Source organism: Candidatus Desulfosporosinus nitrosoreducens, from assembly GCF_030954495.1.
Lineage (GTDB): Bacteria > Bacillota > Desulfitobacteriia > Desulfitobacteriales > Desulfitobacteriaceae > Desulfosporosinus > Desulfosporosinus nitrosoreducens.
In genome coordinates this window covers 1-20,515 of record NZ_JAVHUW010000055.1, presented here as the reverse complement: position 1 = coordinate 20,515, position 20,515 = coordinate 1, and the positions used below count along the sequence as shown (strand labels likewise).

The following is a 20,515-nucleotide window of genomic DNA, read 5'->3' as shown; positions in this document are numbered from 1 at the left end:
CTGGAGCGTGATAAATGGAGGTAATAAAAATGAGTTATACAGAATCATATTCCAGATGATGAACTAGAAACTTTGAGCTAATGATGAGAACTAATAAAGGCGTGAGGACAGAATAAAAAGCAGCCGGTGTCTTTATCGTCGATGATTGCTTTTACCTTAATGATTCAGCTTAGTCCGAAAAGCGGCATTGAGACATGCGGGAAGTAAGGCTACGAATCTACTAAAAGGTGAAGGCTGAACTTATGCGTCAGTTTCGGGGATTGTTTATTCACATTGCCAGGAGTGCGAGAGTTGAGTTATTAATCTGACAGTTTGGAGATGGGGATATGCCCGTTATAATCGTGTTGGCAGGGATGTTTTTTGTTGGCTTATTTTTAACACTTTTTAATCAATTCTATTCTGAAGCGCGTAAGAAGGAATTTTATGATTTACTTCTAAAATTAGAGGAAAATCCAGATGATGAGGATTTAAAGGCCAAAGCTATTGAGGCCGGAAGAACTTATAACCGAAAGCAAACAATTTTTACATCACGTTTTTCGTCAATATCATATGGGCAGACATCTTTTTCTGAAAATATGATTGATACTATTATTGAAAATACCCTTAGTAAAGGTAAATATAAGCAGATTAATGAAATTGGTCAAAAGCAAGAAAAAACACATTAAACTGAGTACAAAATAATATGGTCATTATCGTGGGAAACAGGGGAACAAAACTTTCTTTCCCCAAAAGGCAATAGAAAAACCAATGTTCCAAGTTGTTTTTTAAACCCGGCGGGGCAGAGAAGAGATGAGTGAATTGGGAAGTTCCTTCGTCAAAAACGGCCTGAAAAAATCGGATTTTTAAAGAAGCGCCTAACTTAAAGGCTTATTTGTTATGCCCAAATTTATAGGGGGCAAAGTGAAATACATGGATATAGGAGCAGGCATGAAATAATGTTGAGATAAATGAAGGGAGCATCACTAACCACTTTAAAAAGTAGTTTTGTGAAGCTCCCTACTTATATTATACCATAAATATTTTTTGAATATTAGTCTTATAATTAGCCTCTTTAGTGTGTATTATATCATTTACAGCCAAAACATGAATACCGGGGGGGTTGAACATTGGAGCAGCAGTTGGATCGGGACTTTGAAGTGAAGCGTCTGGAACAAACGGTATCCCTAGCCCAAAAGCAGCTATTTGAGGCCAGAACGAAAAACGACGCCAATAGGGCTGCCATTATCGCTGCCAAGAAAGAAATGCGGGAGGATACTCCTCATTTTATCGCCGCCAACCTTTGGTCGCCGGAAAACTTTCAAGAGCTTGCCGCCTTAAACCAATACGCCAACCCGGTGTCGGACAAGATCTCCGAGTATGAGCAGGAAGCCAGGAGGATACTGGCCCTGGAGCGGTTGATCGAGGCACCGTATTTCGCGCGCATCGATTTTAAGTTCGAGGGCGAAGCTGAATTTGACAAAATCTATATCGGACTGTCCTCACTGATGGATGAGCAAACCCGTGAACTATATGTATACGACTGGAGATCGCCCATAGCCAGTGTCTTTTACCGTTTTGGCACCGGGCAGGCATTTTATGAATCCCCTGGCGGAAAAATAAACGGCGAGGTCAATTTAAAACGCCAATATGAAATACACCAGGGGAAACTGGACTTTTTCTTTGAGGCCGACGTGCAGATCGTAGATGAATTTCTGAGAAAACTGCTTTCTCAGAATGCTTCCGCGCAGATGAAAACCATCGTCGAGACAATCCAGAAAGAACAGGATATGATTATCCGCGATATGGAAATGGATTTAATGATGGTCCAGGGAGCTGCGGGCAGCGGCAAAACCTCCGTCGCCCTGCACCGGGCGGCCTACCTTATGTACCAGGGACTGTCCGACAAGTTGACCCATAACAATATCGTCGTGATCTCGCCCAACACTCTTTTTGAACGCTATATTTCCCATGTTTTGCCGGAGCTGGGGGAAAACAATGTCAACTCCCTTCTCTTTGATGAACTAGTGCGCACCCTTTTGCAGAGACAGTCTATCCAAACCAGGAATCAATTTTTAGAATGTGTACTTTCCTCCGGCGGTCAGGAGGACCAGACTATCGTCCAAAAGAGCATGAAGTTTAAAGGGTCCGGCCAGTTTGTGGAAATATTAAAGCGCTTTATCGCTGACTTGCCCAAGCGCTGGATCGAGTTCAGCGATATCTATTATGACGGAAACTATATTGCCGACCGCCAATTATTAAAAACCAGGCTTTTAAAAAGCAACCAGGAAGCTCTGCTGAGTTTCCGTTTGCGGCGGCTGGAAAAATCAGTGTTGGAGGCTGTCCATGAACAGCGCAAACATCGCCTGCAAAAATTAAGAAACTATGTAGCCCAACAGCCGGAGCATGAATTTGAGGTGGAGGAAATCGCCCGCATGCTGTCCATTCAGGAAAGCACGGTTTTACTGCGGAACCTGCGCAAGTTTACCGAATTAGACGGTTTGGAGCTCTATCGCAAACTCTTCAGCAATAAAGACTACTTTTACAGTTTGGCCCGAGGGATCGAATTGCCGGATTGCCTTGAGGATATCATCGACTTTACCCGTGAAAACCTGGCCAAAGATCATTTGCGGCATGATGATGCCCTGGCCCTGGCTTTTCTGCACCTGAAAACCCAAGGCTGCGCCGATTTCAAAGGCATAAAGCAGGTTGTCGTAGACGAAGCGCAGGACTACTATCCCATCCATTTCGAAATCCTGAAGGCGCTCTTTCCCAAAGCCCGCTACACTATTTTAGGAGACGTCAGGCAAACCATCGGCAAGCTGGAGGATCTCTCGCTTTATGACCAGGTCAGCCGGATCTTAGATAAGAAAAAATCCGCGCTGGTTACCTTGGACAAAAGTTTTCGCTGCACCCAGGAAATATTAGAGTACAGCGCTCAGTTTCTTGAGCCGGATTTTAAACTCAACAGTTTCAGCAGAAAAGGAGATGCCCCGGCCCTCTTGACAGCCCCCAGCCGGTCCGCTCTCGATCAGCTGATGATCAAGGAAATCAAAACCTGCCGGGAAAAAGCTTATCAATCCATCGGCTTAATCTGTAAAACGGAACAAGACGTTCTGGCCTTATACGACCGCCTTAAAGATAAACTTCCTGTTCAAGTGATCACAAGCGACCTGGAAGTAGATTTGACCGGAGTGTTCATCATTCCCGTCTACCTGTCGAAAGGCCTGGAGTTTGATGCCGTACTGATCTGTGATGTGGATAAGGAGCACTTTAACAGTGAAGATGACAAAAATCTCTTATATATTGCCTGTACCAGGGCCTTGCATAGACTCCGTCTCTTTTACAGCGGAGATGTCAGCCCTTTGTTGTCGCCACAGGAATCGCAGCGGTTATAAAATTGGCGTTAAGGAGTGAGGGAATTGGTCTTTCAGAAGGTGGCGGAAATTCTGGCGGAAATTTTAGGGCTTGACGATGCAGATATTGCGCCGGAAACGGAATTGACGGGGGACTCCGGAATCAAGGCAGTCGACCTTGCCAAGCTGGTCATCGAATGCGAGCAGGCTTTCAATATCGTTATTCATGATGAGGATGTCCATAACTTTAACTGTGTCAATAAGCTTGTAGAATATATCGAGCGCGCTCAGTCGGATGTCTAAGTGCTAACTTTCAGGATAAAGGTACAAATAGCAAAGAGCTTGAACTATGATGGTTCAGGCTCTTTGCTAATTTATTGGGCGGTAATATATTGATAATGGTATGCTTGGCCCTTGAGGTGCGAAGGGGTAAGGATTAATTCAATTAATTTTAAAAGTATTATATTAGCAATGCTCTCAATAGGATTATTTTTATCCGCTGACTAAGCCGCTCTAAGACTCCCGCTTCGGCAAGCGGTGAGTTAAGAGCGGGCTAAGTCCCTGGATAAGTGCGGCTAAGATTCAGATGGAGTTAAAACTCCAATCAAGTCTTTTTTATTCATGAGATCTGCCGGGGGTATTTTCCTTGAGCAGGCATCTTTTTCATGACAATGTAATTTTCCCTAAATATACTATAATGTGTTAAACTCATAAAGGGGGTTATTATGGTTTGAAGAAACAAGTGTCAGAAACAGTTCGGCTGGGAGATGCTGATTATATTTTAATCGGAATATTTGAAATAAAAAAAGAAAGACGCAAACCCATATATCTATACAAAGGGGGAGGGGGAAAAAGGCCTATTACTACGTTTGATGAGAATCCAGAACAATATACAGAGCATTATGGGGCAACGTCTGAAATAAGGCTTTTAAACGAAAATTACAAAATACATAGTATAACCAGTGACATTGTTTACAACGACGGATCAATTTTACCCGAATATGAGGGTGTGTATATTTTAAAAGAAGATTTTTTAAATAATAAAAACACTCTTAAAAACCTAAAAGTAAAGTATGTAGATAAAACTATTGGCATTATTAATAATGACCCCCAGTTTTACACAACACTGTTTTGCTTATTGGGGATAGTTATTGTTTTCTTGTTAATCTGTTTTTCTCATTAATTTTTTGTTTGATTTTAACTTTGGTTAGCGACTAGTGGAACGTCGACAGAAAATATTTAATCACTTGCACATCTCTCCCAAGAAATGAAGGAATACCTTGCAACAATGCCGGGACGTTTAAAGTTTGCGTCCCTCCCAAGCATGGTTCATAATTCGGCTTGCTTGAAAGTTTTTTGGGAAAAATGACAAGGTAATTTTACAGGGCAGCCTTTATTGTGGAAATCATAAATCAACGACAGTATAAAAAAGTCAAACGAGGTGAAACATGAAAGAACTAAAAAACGACGTTGATGTGGAAATCAAAGGAGTAAACTATAGGTTTTCTAACCAAATAGGCAAGGACAGCAATCTCTTTACAAGCTTTAACCAATTATCCCAGAGTACTTTTGGCATATCCTTTGAGAATGTCGGAGGGCAATACGAACCTCATGTTCTGGCTCTGGAGGGGAGGGTTTGCGCCAATGTTGCGGTAAATCAGATTCCCTTTTATTATCGGGGCGAGAGAAAATTTTACATTCAGCTGGGGACAGTTATGACCGCTCCGGAATTTCGCGCTCAAGGATTAAGCCGCTGGTTAATCGAGAATATTATTGACAGATGGCAAGGTTGTTGTGATGGTATTTACCTCTTTGCCAATAATTCTGTTCTCGATTTTTATCCCAAGTTCGGTTTTGTAAAAATGCCGGAATATGCCTATAAACGATCCGGGATAACTCCCAATAACAGCAAAGCAGTGAAACTGCAAATGCATGCTGAAGAGAGTATTCGCCTCGTTTCTGAAAAGTATGAGCAGGGGAATCCTTTCTCAGCCTTCTATATGACAGAAAATCAAGGCTTATTATCCTTTTATTGCCAGGTGATTATGAAAGAAAATGTATTTTATTCCCCGCAATATGACGTGGTTATTATTGCCGAAAACAACGATGGCCAAATCAGGTGCTGCGATATTTTTGGTGAAACCGACGCCGAATTGAGCGATGTTTTGGGCGAGATTTCTTTAGGCCCGGAAAAGGAAATATTATTGGGCTTTACACCTTTAAATACTTCCGGTTTTACAGCTCAAATGCAGCGTGAAGGAGATACCACCCTGTTTGTACACTGCTCCGGCGATAATCTTTTTGCCGGTGAACCGTTGATGTTTCCTGTTATTTCTCACGCCTAAAGCTTTGCAGTACCAATGGTCGGAAAAGGAGCAGTAAATAAAATGAAACGATTAAGCAGGGAATTTTATAATCGAGATTCTTTAATAGTTGCTAAAGAACTTTTGGGAAAGGTACTTGTACGCGAAAGAGACGGGCAAAAAATTTGCGCAAAAATTGTGGAATCTGAAGCCTACATGGGCATCGAAGATAAAGCCGCCCATTCCTATGGCGGAAGGAGAACGCCGCGGGTAGAGGTTATGTACGGAGGACCGGGATTTTCCTATGTGTTTATGGTTTACGGCATGCACTATTGCTTTAACATAGTGACCAGGGAAGAAGGAACCCCCCAGGCTGTTTTGCTAAGAGCGGTTGAGCCCATAGGCGGACTGGACTTGATGGCACAAAACAGATTTAAAAAGACATATGATCAGTTAACCAAGAGTCAAATGAAGGCCTTAACGAATGGGCCGGGAAAATTATGCAAGGCATTATTCATTGACAAAGGTTCCAATGGAGAGGATTTGTGCGGCAGCAAGCTCTATATAGAAGAAGGAGGAAATGAACGGTTCAAGATAGTAGTGACGAAACGGGTGGGGATTGATTATGCCGGGGAAGCCAAAGATTATCTGTGGAGATTTTATTATAGAAGATAACCCGTACGTGTCCGTAAAATAGATCGGCTTTGGAGGGGTGGGCTGAATGAAATATACTTGCACCTTGCTTGCGGTAAAGGATATGGAAAAGGCCAAGGAGTTTTATCACAACGTTTTGGGACTTGAAGTTATTTCTGATTTTGGCGCCAATGTTACCCTGACAGGCGGCATAGCATTGCAGACCGCCGCTACTTGGCAAGATTTTATCCGTAAGGATAAAGAAATTGTTTTCCAAAACAATGCCTGGGAATTATATTTTGAAGAAGATGACATAGCTGCCTTTGTCAGCAAACTAAGCCGTATGAAAACGATAGAGTACGTTCATCCGCTCTTTGAACATGCCTGGGGACAAAGAGTTATCCGCTTCTATGACCTGGATAAACATATCATCGAAGTCGGAGAAAGCCTGAATATGGTTGTTAAGAGGTTCATAGATATGGGACTTTCGGTTGCGGAAACCGCCCTGCGCATGGATGTGCCGCTTGATTATGTGAAATCGTGCCAAGAATACTTAGGTATATCCGCTCACTTTTCACGGGCCTAGCAGGTCAGTTCATAAAAACAGCTTGCGAGGCCGCAACAAATTGTTGATTGCTTTCATAGCATAAAAAGACTATGCTATGGTTAGAATGTTGCTACGAGGGAGTTGACACCATGCAGATTAAACCGTCGGCAAGCATCAGGCAAAATTACAATGAAATTGCGGCTTTGTGTAAATCTACCGGTGAGCCTGTATATCTTACGAAAAACGGCGAGGGCGATCTTGTAGTTATGGATATAGAAGCATTTACCCGCCGCGAAAAAATGCTCAAGCTGCGCGAAGAGCTGCTAGCCGTTGAGGAAGACCGTTTGAGCGGACGTACCGGAGTGACACCCGATGAACTGGAAAGCTGTCTGGACGGCATTATTGATGAGGTGGAACATGGAAAATAAGTCTCAATATACGGTGATTGTTTCCGACCGCGCCCGTCAGATGCTGACGGGCCATATCCGTTTTTGGGTACAAAAAAGCCCACCCGCTGCCCGCGAGGTAAAAAACAGCTTGATGGATGCTATCCGCTCCCTATATCAAATGCCCGAGCGCTATCCGTTTCTGAATGCTGAGTTTATTCCGCCCAACAAATATCACAAGATGTTTGTTGAGAAATGGTATTTGCTCCTGTACCAGATCAAAGATCGGATGGTGTATGTTGACTATATCATAGATTGCAGACAGGATTATGGCTGGCTGATACAGCAGACGTTTTAAAGAGAAGGGGAGCGGGAAGTACCTATGGTTTATTTTCCCCTTAACGGGGTTGTAAAGGCGGGCTGAGGCCGCGATGGACTATACCTGTGATTTGCTGAAATTGAAAAGATATCGAGGAAAAGAGACGGGGGATATTGCGAACCCTTCACCGAAATTAGCGGAAAAGGAGAGATTTTATAAATCATGAACAATTTTTATTATCAAATTCCCACGGAAATTTTTTTCGGCAAAGGCCAAATTGAACAACTGGAAAAGGAGATTCCCAAATACGGAAATAAGGTATTGCTGGTTTACGGGGGCGGAAGCATCAAGCGCATGGGTCTCTATCAGGCAATCTATGCCATTTTCGCAAGAATTGGAGTTGAAGTTACAGAGCTGCCGGGAGTAGAGCCCAATCCCAGAATTGAAACCGTGCGTGCCGGCGTGGAACTGTGCCGAAAAAATGCTATTGAGGTTATCATCGCGGCAGGCGGCGGGAGTACCATTGATTGCGCTAAAGTAATTTCCGCGGGGGCCAACTACGCGGGGGATTCCTGGGATATCGTGACCGGAGCTGCGCCCGTCACGGAGACTCTTCCCGTGCTGGCAATTCTTACCCTTGCCGCTACCGGTTCGGAGATGGACCGCTTTGCCGTCATCTCCAATATGAAAACCAATGATAAACTTGGCGCCTTCAGTCCCTTGTTTTATCCCAAAGTGTCTATTTTAGATCCGGAGTACACCTTTACCGTACCTAAAAATCAAACGGCAGCGGGAACGGCAGACATCATGTCCCATATTTTCGAGCATTACTTCAACAATGTCCAAGGAGCCTATGTGCAGAACCGCCTTGCCGAAGGGCTGCTGAAAACCTGCATTCACTATGGGCCTATCGCCTATAACGAGCCGGAGAATTATGAAGCCCGGGCCAACCTCATGTGGGTATCCAGTCTGGCCATCGACGGCATCACCTGGCGGGGAAATGACGTTGCGACTTCGGTGCATCCCATGGAGCACGAACTTAGTGCCTACTATGATATTACGCATGGCGTAGGTCTGGCTATTCTGACTCCCCACTGGATGAAGTATGTTCTAAACGACAAAACGCTAGACCGTTTTGTCGAGTATGGCGTTAACGTATGGGGAATCGACCCTGCCTTAGACAAGTTTGCTATTGCCGGTAAAGCCATTGAAAAAACGGCAGATTTCTTCAGAGCCTTGGAAATACCTGCTACCCTGAGAGAAGTCGGTATTGATGATGCCCATCTGGAGATCATGGCAGAAAAAGCAGCCAAAGGGATGAAGAAAGCTTTTTACCCGCTGACAAGCCATGATGTTTTGAACATATTCAGAGCAGCGCTATAAAGAGTTTAAGCCCTCACAAATCCGGCAGCAGTACCCATATCTCACCGGTATAAGAGTGCACAGCTGGTCGGATATAAACCGCAGTGAAATTATAAGTTAAAAAACCCACACAGCCAGACCGCTCTTTTGGAACGGTTTGGCTGTTATTAATGATAGGTAAAATCTGCGTTAATAAACAGACCTTCCCGATGGTATTGCGGATTTTCAGTCACATTTTGTTCTTGCAAACAGGGCATAATATCCATTTGATTTCTGCCATACTGTTCTCCCTGTCATAATTTTATAATTCGTACTTCCGAAACAGAAGTGCCTATAATATTGGCAAAATAGCACTTCATCGCCGTTCATTTTTTTTCGCCTCTATGGCTAAGTTAGCCTTGATTTCATTTGGGTATTTTTGTTTTGCTCTGTTAAAGACTAATTTGCGCTGGATTAGCAGTGTAAGGCCCATATAAAATGCCATGAGAATTTCGCTTCCAGGTACAATATAGTTGCCCCATGCATGAATCGCGACTGAAATCACCCACAGAATGAGTGTAATAGCGGTGCCCTTACGCATTACTAAACCGTCATTACCAACCCAGAGGCGATAACTCTTAGCACGCAGAACGGCGAAAAGTACCGCTGAAACAGGATAAGCCATAATCAAGAAAATGATGTCGCCTATCGACCAAAAAACGATGCCCTTAGAAATGTGCATAGCCGCAACGACAATTCCGACTATCATAATGCCGAGCCAAAGTGTCGGCTTTTTTAACACTATCCTTGTGGACATCTGTCGCCAGATTACCCAAATCATAACCAATACTACGAAGATGCCGGCTGCTATAGTTATTATTGTGTTCATTGAAACAACTTCCTTTCAAATTTATTATTATTGCCTGAAACCGGAAATTCTGCGACCACGCCTCTCATTGCAAGATTGTTGAAATTGGTTGCGATGTGATTATTCTAACGCGGTTGCCTTATGCTTTATAGTCACTTAAGTACGGATTTTACGTATGACCAAAGTAATATAGTCAATCATCTTGACCATGATATAATAATGATTATTTTCATAATAATGTCAGTTAAAGGATGTTAGACTTATGATGAAAATCAAGAATTTTACAAAAGCCCACAAATTTGCAGCTATCAGAGCTTTTGTGGCTTTCTGGATTTTTTATGGTATTTTTCGCATGAATAGGGGCAATGCCCAGATCACAGCGTTGCTTTTTCTGTCCGGGCTGCTTTTGTTTTCGACGGCTTTCTTAGGAAGCAAAAAGGATATCGGCAAACTGAGAGTATTTCATCTTATACTGATGGTGCTATCTTTGACCGCGGCCGCTGTGATCAAACTTACTGCTAAGGGAGTTGGAACGGACATCTATCTGATTTTTATAATTACCGAAGTTCTGACTCTCAAGGACCGGATGATGAAACCTTTTCTCATTCTTTACGCGCTGCTTTATCTGGCTGTTACAGTCCTTTATACAATATTGGAACATGGCAGTATATCCGCCATGCTCTCTAATATCATTTTCTATTCTGCTCTGATTTTCATTCTCTTTCTAATGAGGAATCGGCGGTTGGAAAGGGAAGAAATCAGGAAACTCAACGTCGATTTGCAGGCCTCTAATACAAAACTGCGAGAATATTCAATGAAGGTTGAAGAATTGACGATTGAACGGGAGCGAGCCAAAATGGCCCAGGAACTCCACGACAGCCTTGGGCATTCTTTGATGGCTCTGACCATGCATCTTGATTTTGCCCAGAAGGCCTTTGCGACGAAACCGGAAAAGGTGAAAGAAATTCTCGCCAAGGCAGATGAGATAGCGAAAACTGCTATCCAAGAGCTCCGTTCTGCGGTTTCCGTACTAAAAGAAGAACGCAATATCAACGATTTGAGCGAATCCGTAAGAGAACTTGCCGATAATTTTAAAATGCTTGGCAATATTAAAATCAATGTGGACCAGGATCAAGAGTTGGAAGCGCTCAATCCCGAACTGAAAAATTGTATTTATAAAACGATTCGGGAAGGGCTGACAAACGGTATCCGGCATGGGGGGGCAACTGATTTCCAGATAGCGGTGAAAGCCGAAAACGATAACGTCACGATCACGGTTCAGGATAATGGCCGCGGCAGCGCGGCGATTATCGAATCCAATGGGCTCAGAGGTATTCGCGCTCGTATTGAGGCGCTGGGAGGGACTGTACATTTTATTTCCGCCCCTGAACCGGGTTTTGCGATTCAGACAATGATTCCACTGAGCGGGAGGGAGACTGAGATTGATTAACGTTATTCTGACCGACGACCAAGAGATTGTACGTGAAGGCCTAAAAATGATGCTGAGTCTTGACGAAGAGATTCGGATAATTGGCGAAGCCAGCAACGGAAGAGAATTGCTTCTTCTGTTGGAAAAACAGCTGCCGGATGTTATTTTGATGGATATTCGGATGCCGGGCCTTGATGGAGTGGAAACCACGGAAATTATCAAGCGCGAGCATCCTGAAATCCGGGTGATTATTCTAACGACTTTTAACGAGGACGAGTATATATTCCGGGGATTGAAGAACGGAGCCGACGGCTATATCCTCAAGGATTCAGGCTCTGACGATATTATCAAAGCTATTAAAACTGCCTATAGCGGAAATATCCTGCTCAATCCCGAAGTGGCGGCTAAAGTGGTCAAGGCGCTCAACACTACGGACTATAATTCAAAATCAGATAATGAAGCTACAAACCTTACCCTTCTCACTCCGCGGGAGCTTGAGGTCGCGAGACTTGTCGCCGAAGGAAAGAACAACCGGGAAATAGGCAATAGTCTCTTTCTCACTGAGGGCACGGTAAAAAACTATGTAACACGGATCTTGGAAAAGCTGGAGCTTAACAGCAGAACCGAACTCGCTTTATATATTCATGATACGCATTGATCAACGTTTTGTGTGAACATGAATCTTACGGTCCCGCCCGCCCCTATGAAAATCGAGGTTCTATCTGGCTCAGGAGGATTCCGGATGAGCAGATAAAAAATAACCTTCCTGCTTAAGGGAAGGCTTATTTTTCACATAGGCTATTCAGGGTTTACGTGAACTTGGAGGTGAACCTCTCATTCTAAGATTTTCAACGCAGAACTGGGGACGGAACTATGGGGTTTAGATTTTGGTGGCATGAACGTATTTTGGATGTTCATGTCTGGCGGCTGCGCGATCAATTTCCGCCCGAACAATGCGGATTTCAAATTCTCACCATCCGTAGCTTGGGTTATCGTCTGGATGTAATTTCTTGAAAAAGCGGAGTTGGTTGAACATTTACTCTGGGAACAGTTACGGCAAGATTATTGAAGAGGAGAGCAAGAGATTGCCCAAGCTGTCAAGCAATGATGTTTTGAATATATTTAAAGCATCGTTATAAAGAGTTTAAGCCGTCACAAATCCGGTAGTACTAGGTGTATAATGGTCAGTAGAGGGAGCCTGGGCGGAGAAAAGCTGATTTCAGTCCTATCATGACTGTGTTCTACTTTGCAACGCTCTCTGTTAAAAGAACAAGCAAGCTGAAGACCCATCGAGTGAAAATTGCTCCGCCGGGAGCGCTGGGAGGCAGCAATAAATGAACTCAATAGGCGACAAGAAAATAAAATGTTTAATCATCCACGGATTTGGCGGCGGACCCCATGAAGTGAAGCCCTTGGCTGACTACCTTGCCGGCCTTGCTTACGATGTCGTCTGTCCGGTATTAAAGGGCCATTCGGCGACCAGAAAAGAAATGAGCAAAGCAACTTATCAGGACTGGATAGATTCCGCAGAGCGGGAACTCCTTAAAATCAAAGAAAATGGCGATGAAATCTTCCTGATTGGCTTCTCCATGGGGGGCCTCATTGCCTTTAATCTTGCCTGCAAACATAAGGTCAAACTCCTTGTAACCATCAATACCCCCATCTTCATTTGGAATATACGCCGGGTCATACTTAATCTCGCGGCAGACCTAAAAAACAGGAATTACAAGAATTTCAGCAGGTATTTACAGGCCGGGAATATATCGCCTTTGGCGGCGATGATTCAATTTCTATTGTTATTGCGCCAGACAAAGCCCAAGTTAGAGAAGGTAAATTGTCCTATTCTTATAACTCAGGCTGAAGATGATGACACGGTAAGAATCAGGAGCGTGAGTTACCTGGAAAAACATCTATCCTCGGATAGGAAAGCAATAAGACTTTTTCCTGAAGGCGGGCATTTAATCCTTCTGAGCCCAATGGCTGAACAGGTCATGCTCTGTGTGGGAGATTACCTGCGGGATCAATTGGCAACGCCGCTTTAATATTTACTTTCCAGATCCAATACCTAAATCTTTTCCAGGTTTGCGACGGTTCTTTCATTGACCACATTGCCGGTATTCAAAGTAGTCTTCGCTTCAATAAGCATTACCTGAACCTCTTCTTCAGCGGCAGGCATATGCTCGATGCCTCTGGGGATTACGATACACTCCCCTTCTTGGAGCAGTACGTCTTTTTCTCTAAACTTAAGGGTCAATGCTCCCTTAAGTACGTAAAACATTTCATCCTCGTTTTCATGAATGTGCCAGATAAAATCCCCTTTGAATTTGGCCAGCTTCACATAGGAATCATTGACTTCCCCGATAATTCTGGGACTCCAGTATTCCGTGAAAAGGCTAAGTTTTTCCTGGATATTAATCTTCTCCATAGTAGATACCTCCAATTTTTGTATAACCTGTGAGCGATGCTCAACAATTTAGGTTCATGCAGAGCAGTCGGATTGCCCTGTGTGGGCCTTGTTTTCTGATGTTCTGTTTTTATGAACTGAAAATAAGGCCAGGCCGGCTAAGGTGAGGGCGATGCCCACTCCCTGCCGCCAAGAGATAACCTCTCCCAAAATGAAATAAGCAAGAAGGCAGGTGCCGATTATTTCTCCCAGAATACTCATGGAGATAACCGTTGCACTCAGCCATTTCAGCAGCCAGTTAAAAACCATTTGTCCTAAAATCGTCGCAATTAGGGCTAAACCGATAAAGTCTTTCCAGGTCTGCAAAGGATAAACCGTGAAAGACACCTGCTGGCTTAGCGCATAGATTGCCAGGAAAAATGCGCCGCCTGTATAGCCTAAAATTGAATAAGGAACAACCGGCAATTGTTTGCGCATATGCTGTCCGATAAAAAAATAGGCGGTGATAATCCCAGCGGCTATAAAGGCCAGAAAATCTCCGCCTAAAGCCTGATCATTGATTTGCACGTCTCCCCAACCAATAATAACGCAGCCGGCCATGGCAACCAAAGAGCTGGCGATGACGCCCTTACCGACTCGTTCCTTAAACAGGAAGTGTCCCCCGGCAAAGGAAAACAGGGGCTGTAAAGTGACGATAACCGTTGAACTTGCCACGGAGGTGTAGTTCAGGGATTCAAACCACAACACATAATGGATTGCCAAAAACAAGCCTGACAGGAGCCCTAATCCCCATTCTTGCTTAGACAAAGAGCAAAGAGCCTGCCGGTTCTCTTTATGGAAGAATAAAAGCGGCAGGAGTATCAGCACTGCAAAGAAAAGGCGGTAGAAAGCAGTGATTGAGGCGGGAGCAGCGGCCAATTTGACGAAAATGGCTGAAGTAGAGAGGGCAAATACTCCTAAAATTAAAGAGCCATAACGGATAATTCCTGCTTGCATCAGATCCTCCCAAGTTTTGTGCTCTATAAAATACATGGTATAATATAATGTACAAGACCTATTATAGTATAGTTTAATAATTAATGACAGTTTTCTCTTGGCAGTACATTATATCAGTACAACTTGAGGAAAAAACGCTTTATTGTGGAAAGGGAGATAGTATGAGCTGTCATCGCCTGGGACAAACGGTTATGAGTTACCGGAAGAAAAAAGGAATGACAATTCGTGAATTTGCGGATTATGCCGGCATCAGTACATCCCTGATCAGTCAGATTGAGCGGGGACAGGCCAATCCATCCCTTAATGTCCTGGAGCTTATTGCCCGGGCCTTGAATGTGCCTCTTTATACCCTGTTCATCAACGAGATTGACCCGCAAGCATTAATTTCCAAAAAGCGGGACCGCCAGAAAGTTTACCGCGAAAACAGTGATCATATTGTCTACGATATCTTGACTCCGGATTTCCTGAAGGCTCATATTGAACTTTTGATGATGGATTTAAACGCCCATGCCAGCACTACGGAAGGGCACTATTCCCATACGAATAAAGAAGAAATTGCCGTGGTCATGAAGGGGGAGGCCTATGTTGAATTAGAGGGAGTTGAATACTTCCTGGATGAGGGAGATGTTGTCCGGATTCCCCCGAATGTCAACCATCGCTTTATCAACAAAGGAAATCAGGCCAATCATATATTATTTGTCCTGACCCCGGCATTATTTTAAGCGGCGGTGAGCGAATAAAATGTTTAAACCGTAGCAGCGCGATGCCAAGTCCGGTAAACCGAAAGCAAGAAGAATTGCAATATTCGTAAGAACGGCTCCGACACCTGCGTTCCGTGGGCGGCTAAAGTTGCTCTTGAAATCTCTTAAATGAAACTGATATAATTATAATATAGTAAAAATAATTATTTGGGGGAGAAAGGACAGGAAGAATCATGCTTTGGAAGGATAAGTATGAACTGGGTGTTCCGGTGGTAGACAACCAGCACAAGGAATTATTCAGACGGGTTGAAGCATTTATGCAGACACTCCGGTCCTCTGTATCTTGGGAAGAAAAAGTGCAGCATGTGAACGAAACTCTTGAATTTATGAAAGGATATGTTGTAGATCACTTCCGCGACGAGGAAAGATACCAGCAAGGTATCGGTTATCCGGGTTATGAGGCGCATAAGCAGATACATACTAATATGGTGAATTATGTCCTGCAGGTTTCTGCCGAATATGAGCGCAGAGGCTTTGACGAGCAGTTGATGCAGCAATTTGCCGGCAAACTTCTGGCCTGGCTGATTAACCATGTCGCCGCAGAGGATCAGCGCATAGCCGACTATGCCCAAGAAAAGGGGGTGGCCGGTCGTGAATGCTAATCTCTACGCTCCTTTTTTAGAGGCGACCCGCAATGTCTTTAAGCTGATGCTGGATCTTTCGGACATCTCCGATCAGCCGGCAGAGACCTTTGCCTGTGATGATGAACTGGATATTTCGATTGGTGTTGTCGGTGATCTTAAGGGAGAAGTTGTTTACCGCTTTCCCCGGGCGACATCGCTCAGCATGGTGAATATCATGAGCGGCATGGAGATGGAGTCGGTAGACGATTTTGTGACTTCTGCCATTGCTGAGATTGCCAACATTATCAGCGGCAATGTGCTCATGATGCTTGCCGGAAACAATCTTAACTGCGACATCTTGCCTCCGGTGCTGCTCAAGCCTGACGACAGCAAGGACTATGATCTGCGCACAGCCTGCTGCCTTGTGACCTCGGTGGGTAACGTTTGTCTGGATTTGAGATTGAATCCCGCCGGATAGAGGATTGGGAACATCCCTAAACTTAGGGTCTAAAAGGGCTGTTCTGAAAACTCAGTCCCTAAATTCAAAGTGGTTACAACGTTCAAAAAGCGTCCTCCTTTCACTGTCAAAGTGGAGTGAGGGCGCTTTTTCATCGCTGACTATAGAGGCAAAGGCGGGGATGTGAAAACAACATAAACAAGTTTTAGCACAGCCTCTTCTTTATCCGCTGACTAAGCCGCTCTAAGACTCCCGCTTTTGCAAGTGGTGAGTTAAGAGCGGCTAAGTCCCTGGATAAGTGCGACTAAGATTCAGATGGAGTAAAACTCCAGCCTTAAAAGGAAGGGTCTCTGTCGAGCAATCTTGCCGGAGACGACGGATTACAAAGGAAAATACGGCGCCGGCTTCTGGTTGAAAAAGAACAAGCCCAGCCCGCCAATACCCAAATGGCTGCCCAGCACAGACCCTATTTTGCTGATGATGAAGTTTTGAGTGCCGGTCCTTTCCGCCAGCAGATTCTTCAGCTCCTCCGCGCCCGGCAAATTGTCCGAGTGAGCGATCCCGATGATTTGTCCGGGAAAGGCTTCGATTCTCTCCACTAAGGTGTCAGCCACCATGTTAAGCGCTTTTTGACTGCCTCTGGCTTTCTTCATGAGGTGCAGCAAACCGTTTTTCACGTCCAGAATAGGTCTGATATCCAGCAGGGAGCCCAGCATCCCCTGTAGCTTGGTGATTCGTCCCCCTTTGACCAGCCAGCCGATATCCGCGATGGTAAAGACGTGCTCTATGTGCTCCGTCAGGTAAGCGATGTGCCGGCTGACCGCTGCGAAGTCATAGCCGGCTTCAGCCATTTTTACAGCTTGTAAAGCCATAAGCCCAATGGCCACGGAGCCTGACTTGGAATCAATAATCCGCATCTTCCGGTCCGGATAGTTTGGCTGAAATTTTGCTAAGACAGTCTCCGCCAACTGATATGTTCCCGAAAGTGCTGCGGAAAAGGCCAGATAGATAAAGTCCTCTCCGCGCTCACAACAGCCCTGGAAGGTCTGATAAACATCAGCGGGGCTGACCTGGGAGGTTTTGGGCAGAATCCCTGAATGCATAGCGGAAAAAACCTCATCGGTAGTGATTTCCACCTTATCCCGATAATCACGGCCCTTGAGTATCACATGCAGGGGCATCATGAGAATCCCATACTTTTCCATGATCTCCTCCGGCAAGTCGCAGGTGCTGTCGACAATAAATCTAATCACGTTTTTCACCTCGGTTATTTCATACAGCCGTTTTTTGAAAACCTGTCCTCAAGCCTTTAGTTCTGCTGCTCTTAAGCTTAAACTCCGGATTCCCGGAGAGAAGATTTTCACAAAACAACTGTGCCAACTGTATTGATTGAGATTATCGTTTCCTTTGTATGTTTTTTGAGCAAAACTTATCTATTATTCTACATGTTTCGCAAGAAGAGTAAAACTATGGCCAAGAAATAAATTGATTTGCTTAAAGAGCCTGCATTAAAACTAAAGGACTTTCTGCGGACGACGCTTACAGGCATTGACTCCAGGCCGATCTGGGCTAATGCTCGGATGAAGAAAGCTAACTATAGCAGAGCTCGCCTATGCTTCCGCCGCCAGGCTTGGCATCTGTCCGAAAGAAACGACCGTTCCCCGGTGGAATACCGAGAAACGGTCGCAGCAAGTGGTCTCATCTGAATCAAACCATGGCAGGATAAAGAAAACTTGGGCGGTTCCAGAATCTCTGCTTGGCCATGGCCTTGATAAACCTGCCGGCAAAGTCCGAACCTGAATCCGTGACAATCCCCTCATCAGCCAATAAGCCCAGCGGTTCCAGTACAGCATCAGCATTTTGCATGATGCCGATGGGTTTGAAATGGTTGTAGATATCCGTGGTGAATTTCTGCGCTGTATACCTGAAATAGGGGGTGATATTGCCGCTTCCCACAATAAGTATACCGTCATAGACAAGGGGGGAACCCGTTAAAAAGCTGTCATGGACTTCATAGGTTACCCCCTCGCTTCCACTGACCGTCCCTAATGTATCGTGGACAATGACCACTCTTAATTTGGCACCCGCCAAATCCGCCAATAATTTACTTACGCCGGGACCATCGAAGCCTTGAGCGAGGAAAACCGCGACGCGCAAGGTATCCGGCACAAAAATCGTATTATGCAGGCTAAGGGCCGGCGAAGACTTCGTCACAGGGGATTCCTCGACAGCCGGCACAGTCGTGCCTAATTCCTTGGCAACACTCTTGGCCAGTTCTGTGCTGATATGAGCAAGCACATCTACCCATTCCTGCCGTACAAAGGGTCCGCATTTGCCAAGTTCAAAGCAGTAAGCGCCGATAATTTGACGCTTTTCAACCTCAGTCATACTATTCCAGAACATTTTTGCCTGAGAGTAATGATCCTTAAAGGAAGGAGCTGTTGATCTTACCTTATGTCCTTCTACGGTCGAGGGATAGGTCACAAACCCTCCTTGCGTACCTGGTACCGTATTCGGTGTATTATTCGCCAGCCCGTTGCGGTGATAAGCAACTTTTCCGCGATCAATAACCAGCCTTGAAGCGCCGTCACGCTGATTATTGGCAAATGGACATACCGGACGATTGATAGGCAGTTGTTGATGATTTGGACCAAGTCGTGCCTGCTGGGCATCGGTATAGGAGAATAATCTCCCTTGCAGGAGCGGATCATTGGAAAAGTCAATCCCTCTCACAATATTCCCAGGGTGAAAGGCACTTTGTTCGGTTTCAGCAAAAACATTTTCCACATTGCGGTTAAGAATTAACTTGCCAATTCTGCGTAAAGGAATCTCTTCTTCCGGCCATAATTTCGTCGGATCCAACAGATCAAAATCATAGGCAAACTCATCCTCCTCTTTGATGACCTGAATAGCCATCTCATACTCCGGATAGTTGCCAATATCTATATTTTCCCATAAGTCCCTGCGGTGAAAGTCAGCAACAGAACCAAGACGCTGCGCTTCATCCCAGATTAATGAATGGACGCCCAGCAAGGGTTTGATATGAAATTTAACAAAGTGGGATTTTCCCTCCTTATTCACCAAACGGAAGGTATGGACCCCAAAGCCCTCCATGGTTCTAAAGCTTTTGGGAAAGGCACGATTCGAGGCAATCCATAAGGACATATGGGCAGTTTCTTTGTTGTTCGCCATAAAGTCCCAGAAGGTGTTGTGGTCTGTTTGACCTTGCGGATATTCAGTGTCCGGCTCGGGTTTCACCGCATGGATTAAATCAGGGAACTTAATTGCATCTTGAATAAAAAACACCGGCATGTTAATGGCAATCAAATCGAAATTGCCCTCATCGGTATAAAACTTAATGGAAAAACCCCGAACATCCCGATTGGTCTCATTACAGCCTTTAGAGCCAACGACTTGTGAGAAGCGGACAAACAAGGGCGTTTTTTTATTGGGGTCTTGCAAAAAATCAGCCATCGTTAAATCTGCTAACGATTCATAGGGCTGGAACTCTCCATGTGCCCCATACCCTCTGGCATGGACGACACGTTCAGGAATACGTTCACGATCGAAGTGAGCTAGTTTTTCGCGCGAAAGAAAATCTTCAATCAGTGTTGGTCCGCGCTCGCCGGCGGTTAAGGTATTTTCATCATCAGAAATCGTGATTCCTTCATTCGATGTCATGTTCTTGCCTTCTGATTCGTGAATAAACGGCTCTAATTGCTCATGCTTTTTATTTGACCTGTTATCCTTCAATCTGACTCACCTCAAATTAATTATGTAGGTTCTCGGAATTAAAATTCCGGCTCTCCTTGCTTTAGGCGATTCTCAACGGTTAGTTCTGGAACAGACCCCTGTTTCGATAGTCATTATGCCCGCGCGACAAGTTTATATGCAAGATCAAAGCAGAAGATAGACCCTGCCTGCTTCATCAGCCTTAGTTCTGAATTGTCGCCTGAACCTGCATAAGAAGGTGAACAGCTCTTAAGGAGATCCGGAAGTAAACTCCATCATAACAGCGCATATCATCCGGCAAAAATAAAGAAAAATAATCCCCACTTTGCAATTAAGTGAGGATCAGAGCCTTTCTCAATTTATCCGCTGACTAATCCGCGCTAGGACTCCCGCTTCGGCAAGCGGTGAGTTAAGAGCGGCTAAGTCCCTGGATAAGGGCGACTA

General features: G+C 44.7%; 21 protein-coding genes and 1 pseudogene. 17 read left to right on the top strand and 5 right to left on the bottom strand.

All coding sequences use genetic code 11. The features are described from left to right. The first annotated feature begins 326 nt into the window (after window positions 1-326). The 10 genes and pseudogenes from REC12_RS13605 to REC12_RS13560 all read left to right on the top strand — a co-directional run bounded on the left by REC12_RS13605 (window position 327) and on the right by REC12_RS13560 (window position 8,903). On the top strand, window positions 327-665 hold the full coding sequence (locus tag REC12_RS13605) for a hypothetical protein (RefSeq protein ID WP_308895313.1): 339 nt from the start codon (window positions 327-329) through the stop codon (window positions 663-665). Window positions 666-1,106: 441 nt separating this feature from the next. Next, entirely contained in the window at window positions 1,107-3,374 is a 2,268-nt protein-coding gene (locus REC12_RS13600) for a HelD family protein (protein ID WP_308895311.1), read from the top strand. 24 nt (window positions 3,375-3,398) lie between these two features. Next, window positions 3,399-3,635, top strand: a complete 237-nt coding sequence (locus REC12_RS13595) for an acyl carrier protein (RefSeq protein ID WP_308895309.1) — start codon at window positions 3,399-3,401, stop codon at window positions 3,633-3,635. 427 nt (window positions 3,636-4,062) lie between these two features. Continuing rightward, complete coding sequence (locus tag REC12_RS13590) at window positions 4,063-4,515, top strand: hypothetical protein (protein ID WP_308895307.1); 453 nt, start codon at window positions 4,063-4,065, stop codon at window positions 4,513-4,515. A gap of 265 nt (window positions 4,516-4,780) precedes the next feature. Then, on the top strand, window positions 4,781-5,677 hold the full coding sequence (locus REC12_RS13585; RefSeq protein WP_308895303.1) for a GNAT family N-acetyltransferase: 897 nt from the start codon (window positions 4,781-4,783) through the stop codon (window positions 5,675-5,677). Between the two features lie 42 nt (window positions 5,678-5,719). Further along, window positions 5,720-6,332: pseudogene (locus REC12_RS13580) on the top strand (DNA-3-methyladenine glycosylase). A gap of 24 nt (window positions 6,333-6,356) precedes the next feature. Beyond that, window positions 6,357-6,854, top strand: a complete 498-nt coding sequence (locus REC12_RS13575) for a VOC family protein (RefSeq protein WP_308895302.1) — start codon at window positions 6,357-6,359, stop codon at window positions 6,852-6,854. Between the two features lie 110 nt (window positions 6,855-6,964). After that, window positions 6,965-7,243, top strand: a complete 279-nt coding sequence (locus REC12_RS13570) for a type II toxin-antitoxin system Phd/YefM family antitoxin (RefSeq protein ID WP_308895301.1) — start codon at window positions 6,965-6,967, stop codon at window positions 7,241-7,243. Then, the gene (locus REC12_RS13565; RefSeq protein WP_308895300.1) at window positions 7,233-7,559 is read left to right on the top strand and encodes a type II toxin-antitoxin system RelE/ParE family toxin; all 327 of its coding nucleotides are present in this window, start codon (window positions 7,233-7,235) and stop codon (window positions 7,557-7,559) included. The genes REC12_RS13570 and REC12_RS13565 overlap by 11 nt, the downstream gene beginning before the upstream one ends. A gap of 183 nt (window positions 7,560-7,742) precedes the next feature. Next, a complete protein-coding gene (locus tag REC12_RS13560) occupies window positions 7,743-8,903 on the top strand; it encodes an iron-containing alcohol dehydrogenase (RefSeq protein WP_308895298.1) in 1,161 nt (386 codons plus the stop codon). Window positions 8,904-9,237: 334 nt separating this feature from the next. Here REC12_RS13560 and REC12_RS13555 read toward each other — a convergent pair whose 3' ends face one another. After that, a complete protein-coding gene (locus REC12_RS13555; RefSeq protein WP_308895297.1) occupies window positions 9,238-9,750 on the bottom strand; it encodes a hypothetical protein in 513 nt (170 codons plus the stop codon). 241 nt (window positions 9,751-9,991) lie between these two features. Here REC12_RS13555 and REC12_RS13550 point away from each other — a divergent pair, with 241 nt between their 5' ends. The 4 genes from REC12_RS13550 (at window position 9,992) to REC12_RS13535 (ending at window position 13,200) form a co-directional block, all read left to right on the top strand. Further along, entirely contained in the window at window positions 9,992-11,179 is a 1,188-nt protein-coding gene (locus tag REC12_RS13550; protein ID WP_308895295.1) for a sensor histidine kinase, read from the top strand. Continuing rightward, on the top strand, window positions 11,172-11,816 hold the full coding sequence (locus REC12_RS13545; RefSeq protein WP_308895293.1) for a response regulator: 645 nt from the start codon (window positions 11,172-11,174) through the stop codon (window positions 11,814-11,816). The genes REC12_RS13550 and REC12_RS13545 overlap by 8 nt, the downstream gene beginning before the upstream one ends. A 215-nt stretch (window positions 11,817-12,031) precedes the next feature. Continuing rightward, window positions 12,032-12,172 carry a helix-turn-helix domain-containing protein gene (locus REC12_RS13540; RefSeq protein WP_308895291.1) on the top strand — a complete coding sequence of 47 codons (141 nt, stop codon included), beginning with the start codon at window positions 12,032-12,034 and terminating at the stop codon, window positions 12,170-12,172. Between the two features lie 320 nt (window positions 12,173-12,492). Next, window positions 12,493-13,200 (top strand): alpha/beta hydrolase, encoded by a 708-nt coding sequence (locus tag REC12_RS13535; RefSeq protein WP_308895289.1) that lies wholly within the window; start codon window positions 12,493-12,495, stop codon window positions 13,198-13,200. Between the two features lie 23 nt (window positions 13,201-13,223). Here REC12_RS13535 and REC12_RS13530 read toward each other — a convergent pair whose 3' ends face one another. Next, window positions 13,224-13,583, bottom strand: a complete 360-nt coding sequence (locus REC12_RS13530) for a cupin domain-containing protein (protein ID WP_308895288.1) — start codon at window positions 13,581-13,583, stop codon at window positions 13,224-13,226. Window positions 13,584-13,637: 54 nt separating this feature from the next. Then, window positions 13,638-14,558, bottom strand: coding sequence for a DMT family transporter (locus tag REC12_RS13525; protein WP_308895287.1), 921 nt, complete (start codon window positions 14,556-14,558; stop codon window positions 13,638-13,640). A 161-nt stretch (window positions 14,559-14,719) separates the two neighbouring features. Between REC12_RS13525 and REC12_RS13520 the strand changes: the two genes are divergently transcribed. The 3 genes from REC12_RS13520 to REC12_RS13510 all read left to right on the top strand — a co-directional run bounded on the left by REC12_RS13520 (window position 14,720) and on the right by REC12_RS13510 (window position 16,360). After that, window positions 14,720-15,280, top strand: coding sequence for a helix-turn-helix domain-containing protein (locus tag REC12_RS13520; protein WP_308895286.1), 561 nt, complete (start codon window positions 14,720-14,722; stop codon window positions 15,278-15,280). 212 nt (window positions 15,281-15,492) lie between these two features. Then, entirely contained in the window at window positions 15,493-15,921 is a 429-nt protein-coding gene (locus REC12_RS13515) for a bacteriohemerythrin (protein ID WP_308895285.1), read from the top strand. Further along, window positions 15,911-16,360: a chemotaxis protein CheX gene (locus REC12_RS13510; RefSeq protein WP_308895283.1), complete on the top strand. Its 450-nt coding sequence runs from the start codon at window positions 15,911-15,913 to the stop codon at window positions 16,358-16,360. The genes REC12_RS13515 and REC12_RS13510 overlap by 11 nt, the downstream gene beginning before the upstream one ends. Before the next feature lie 359 nt (window positions 16,361-16,719). Here REC12_RS13510 and REC12_RS13505 read toward each other — a convergent pair whose 3' ends face one another. Both REC12_RS13505 and REC12_RS13500 read right to left on the bottom strand, forming a co-directional pair. Beyond that, window positions 16,720-17,592 carry a DegV family protein gene (locus REC12_RS13505; RefSeq protein ID WP_308895279.1) on the bottom strand — a complete coding sequence of 291 codons (873 nt, stop codon included), beginning with the start codon at window positions 17,590-17,592 and terminating at the stop codon, window positions 16,720-16,722. Between the two features lie 454 nt (window positions 17,593-18,046). Beyond that, window positions 18,047-20,092 carry a catalase gene (locus REC12_RS13500; protein ID WP_374214210.1) on the bottom strand — a complete coding sequence of 682 codons (2,046 nt, stop codon included), beginning with the start codon at window positions 20,090-20,092 and terminating at the stop codon, window positions 18,047-18,049. Window positions 20,093-20,515 lie beyond the last annotated feature (423 nt).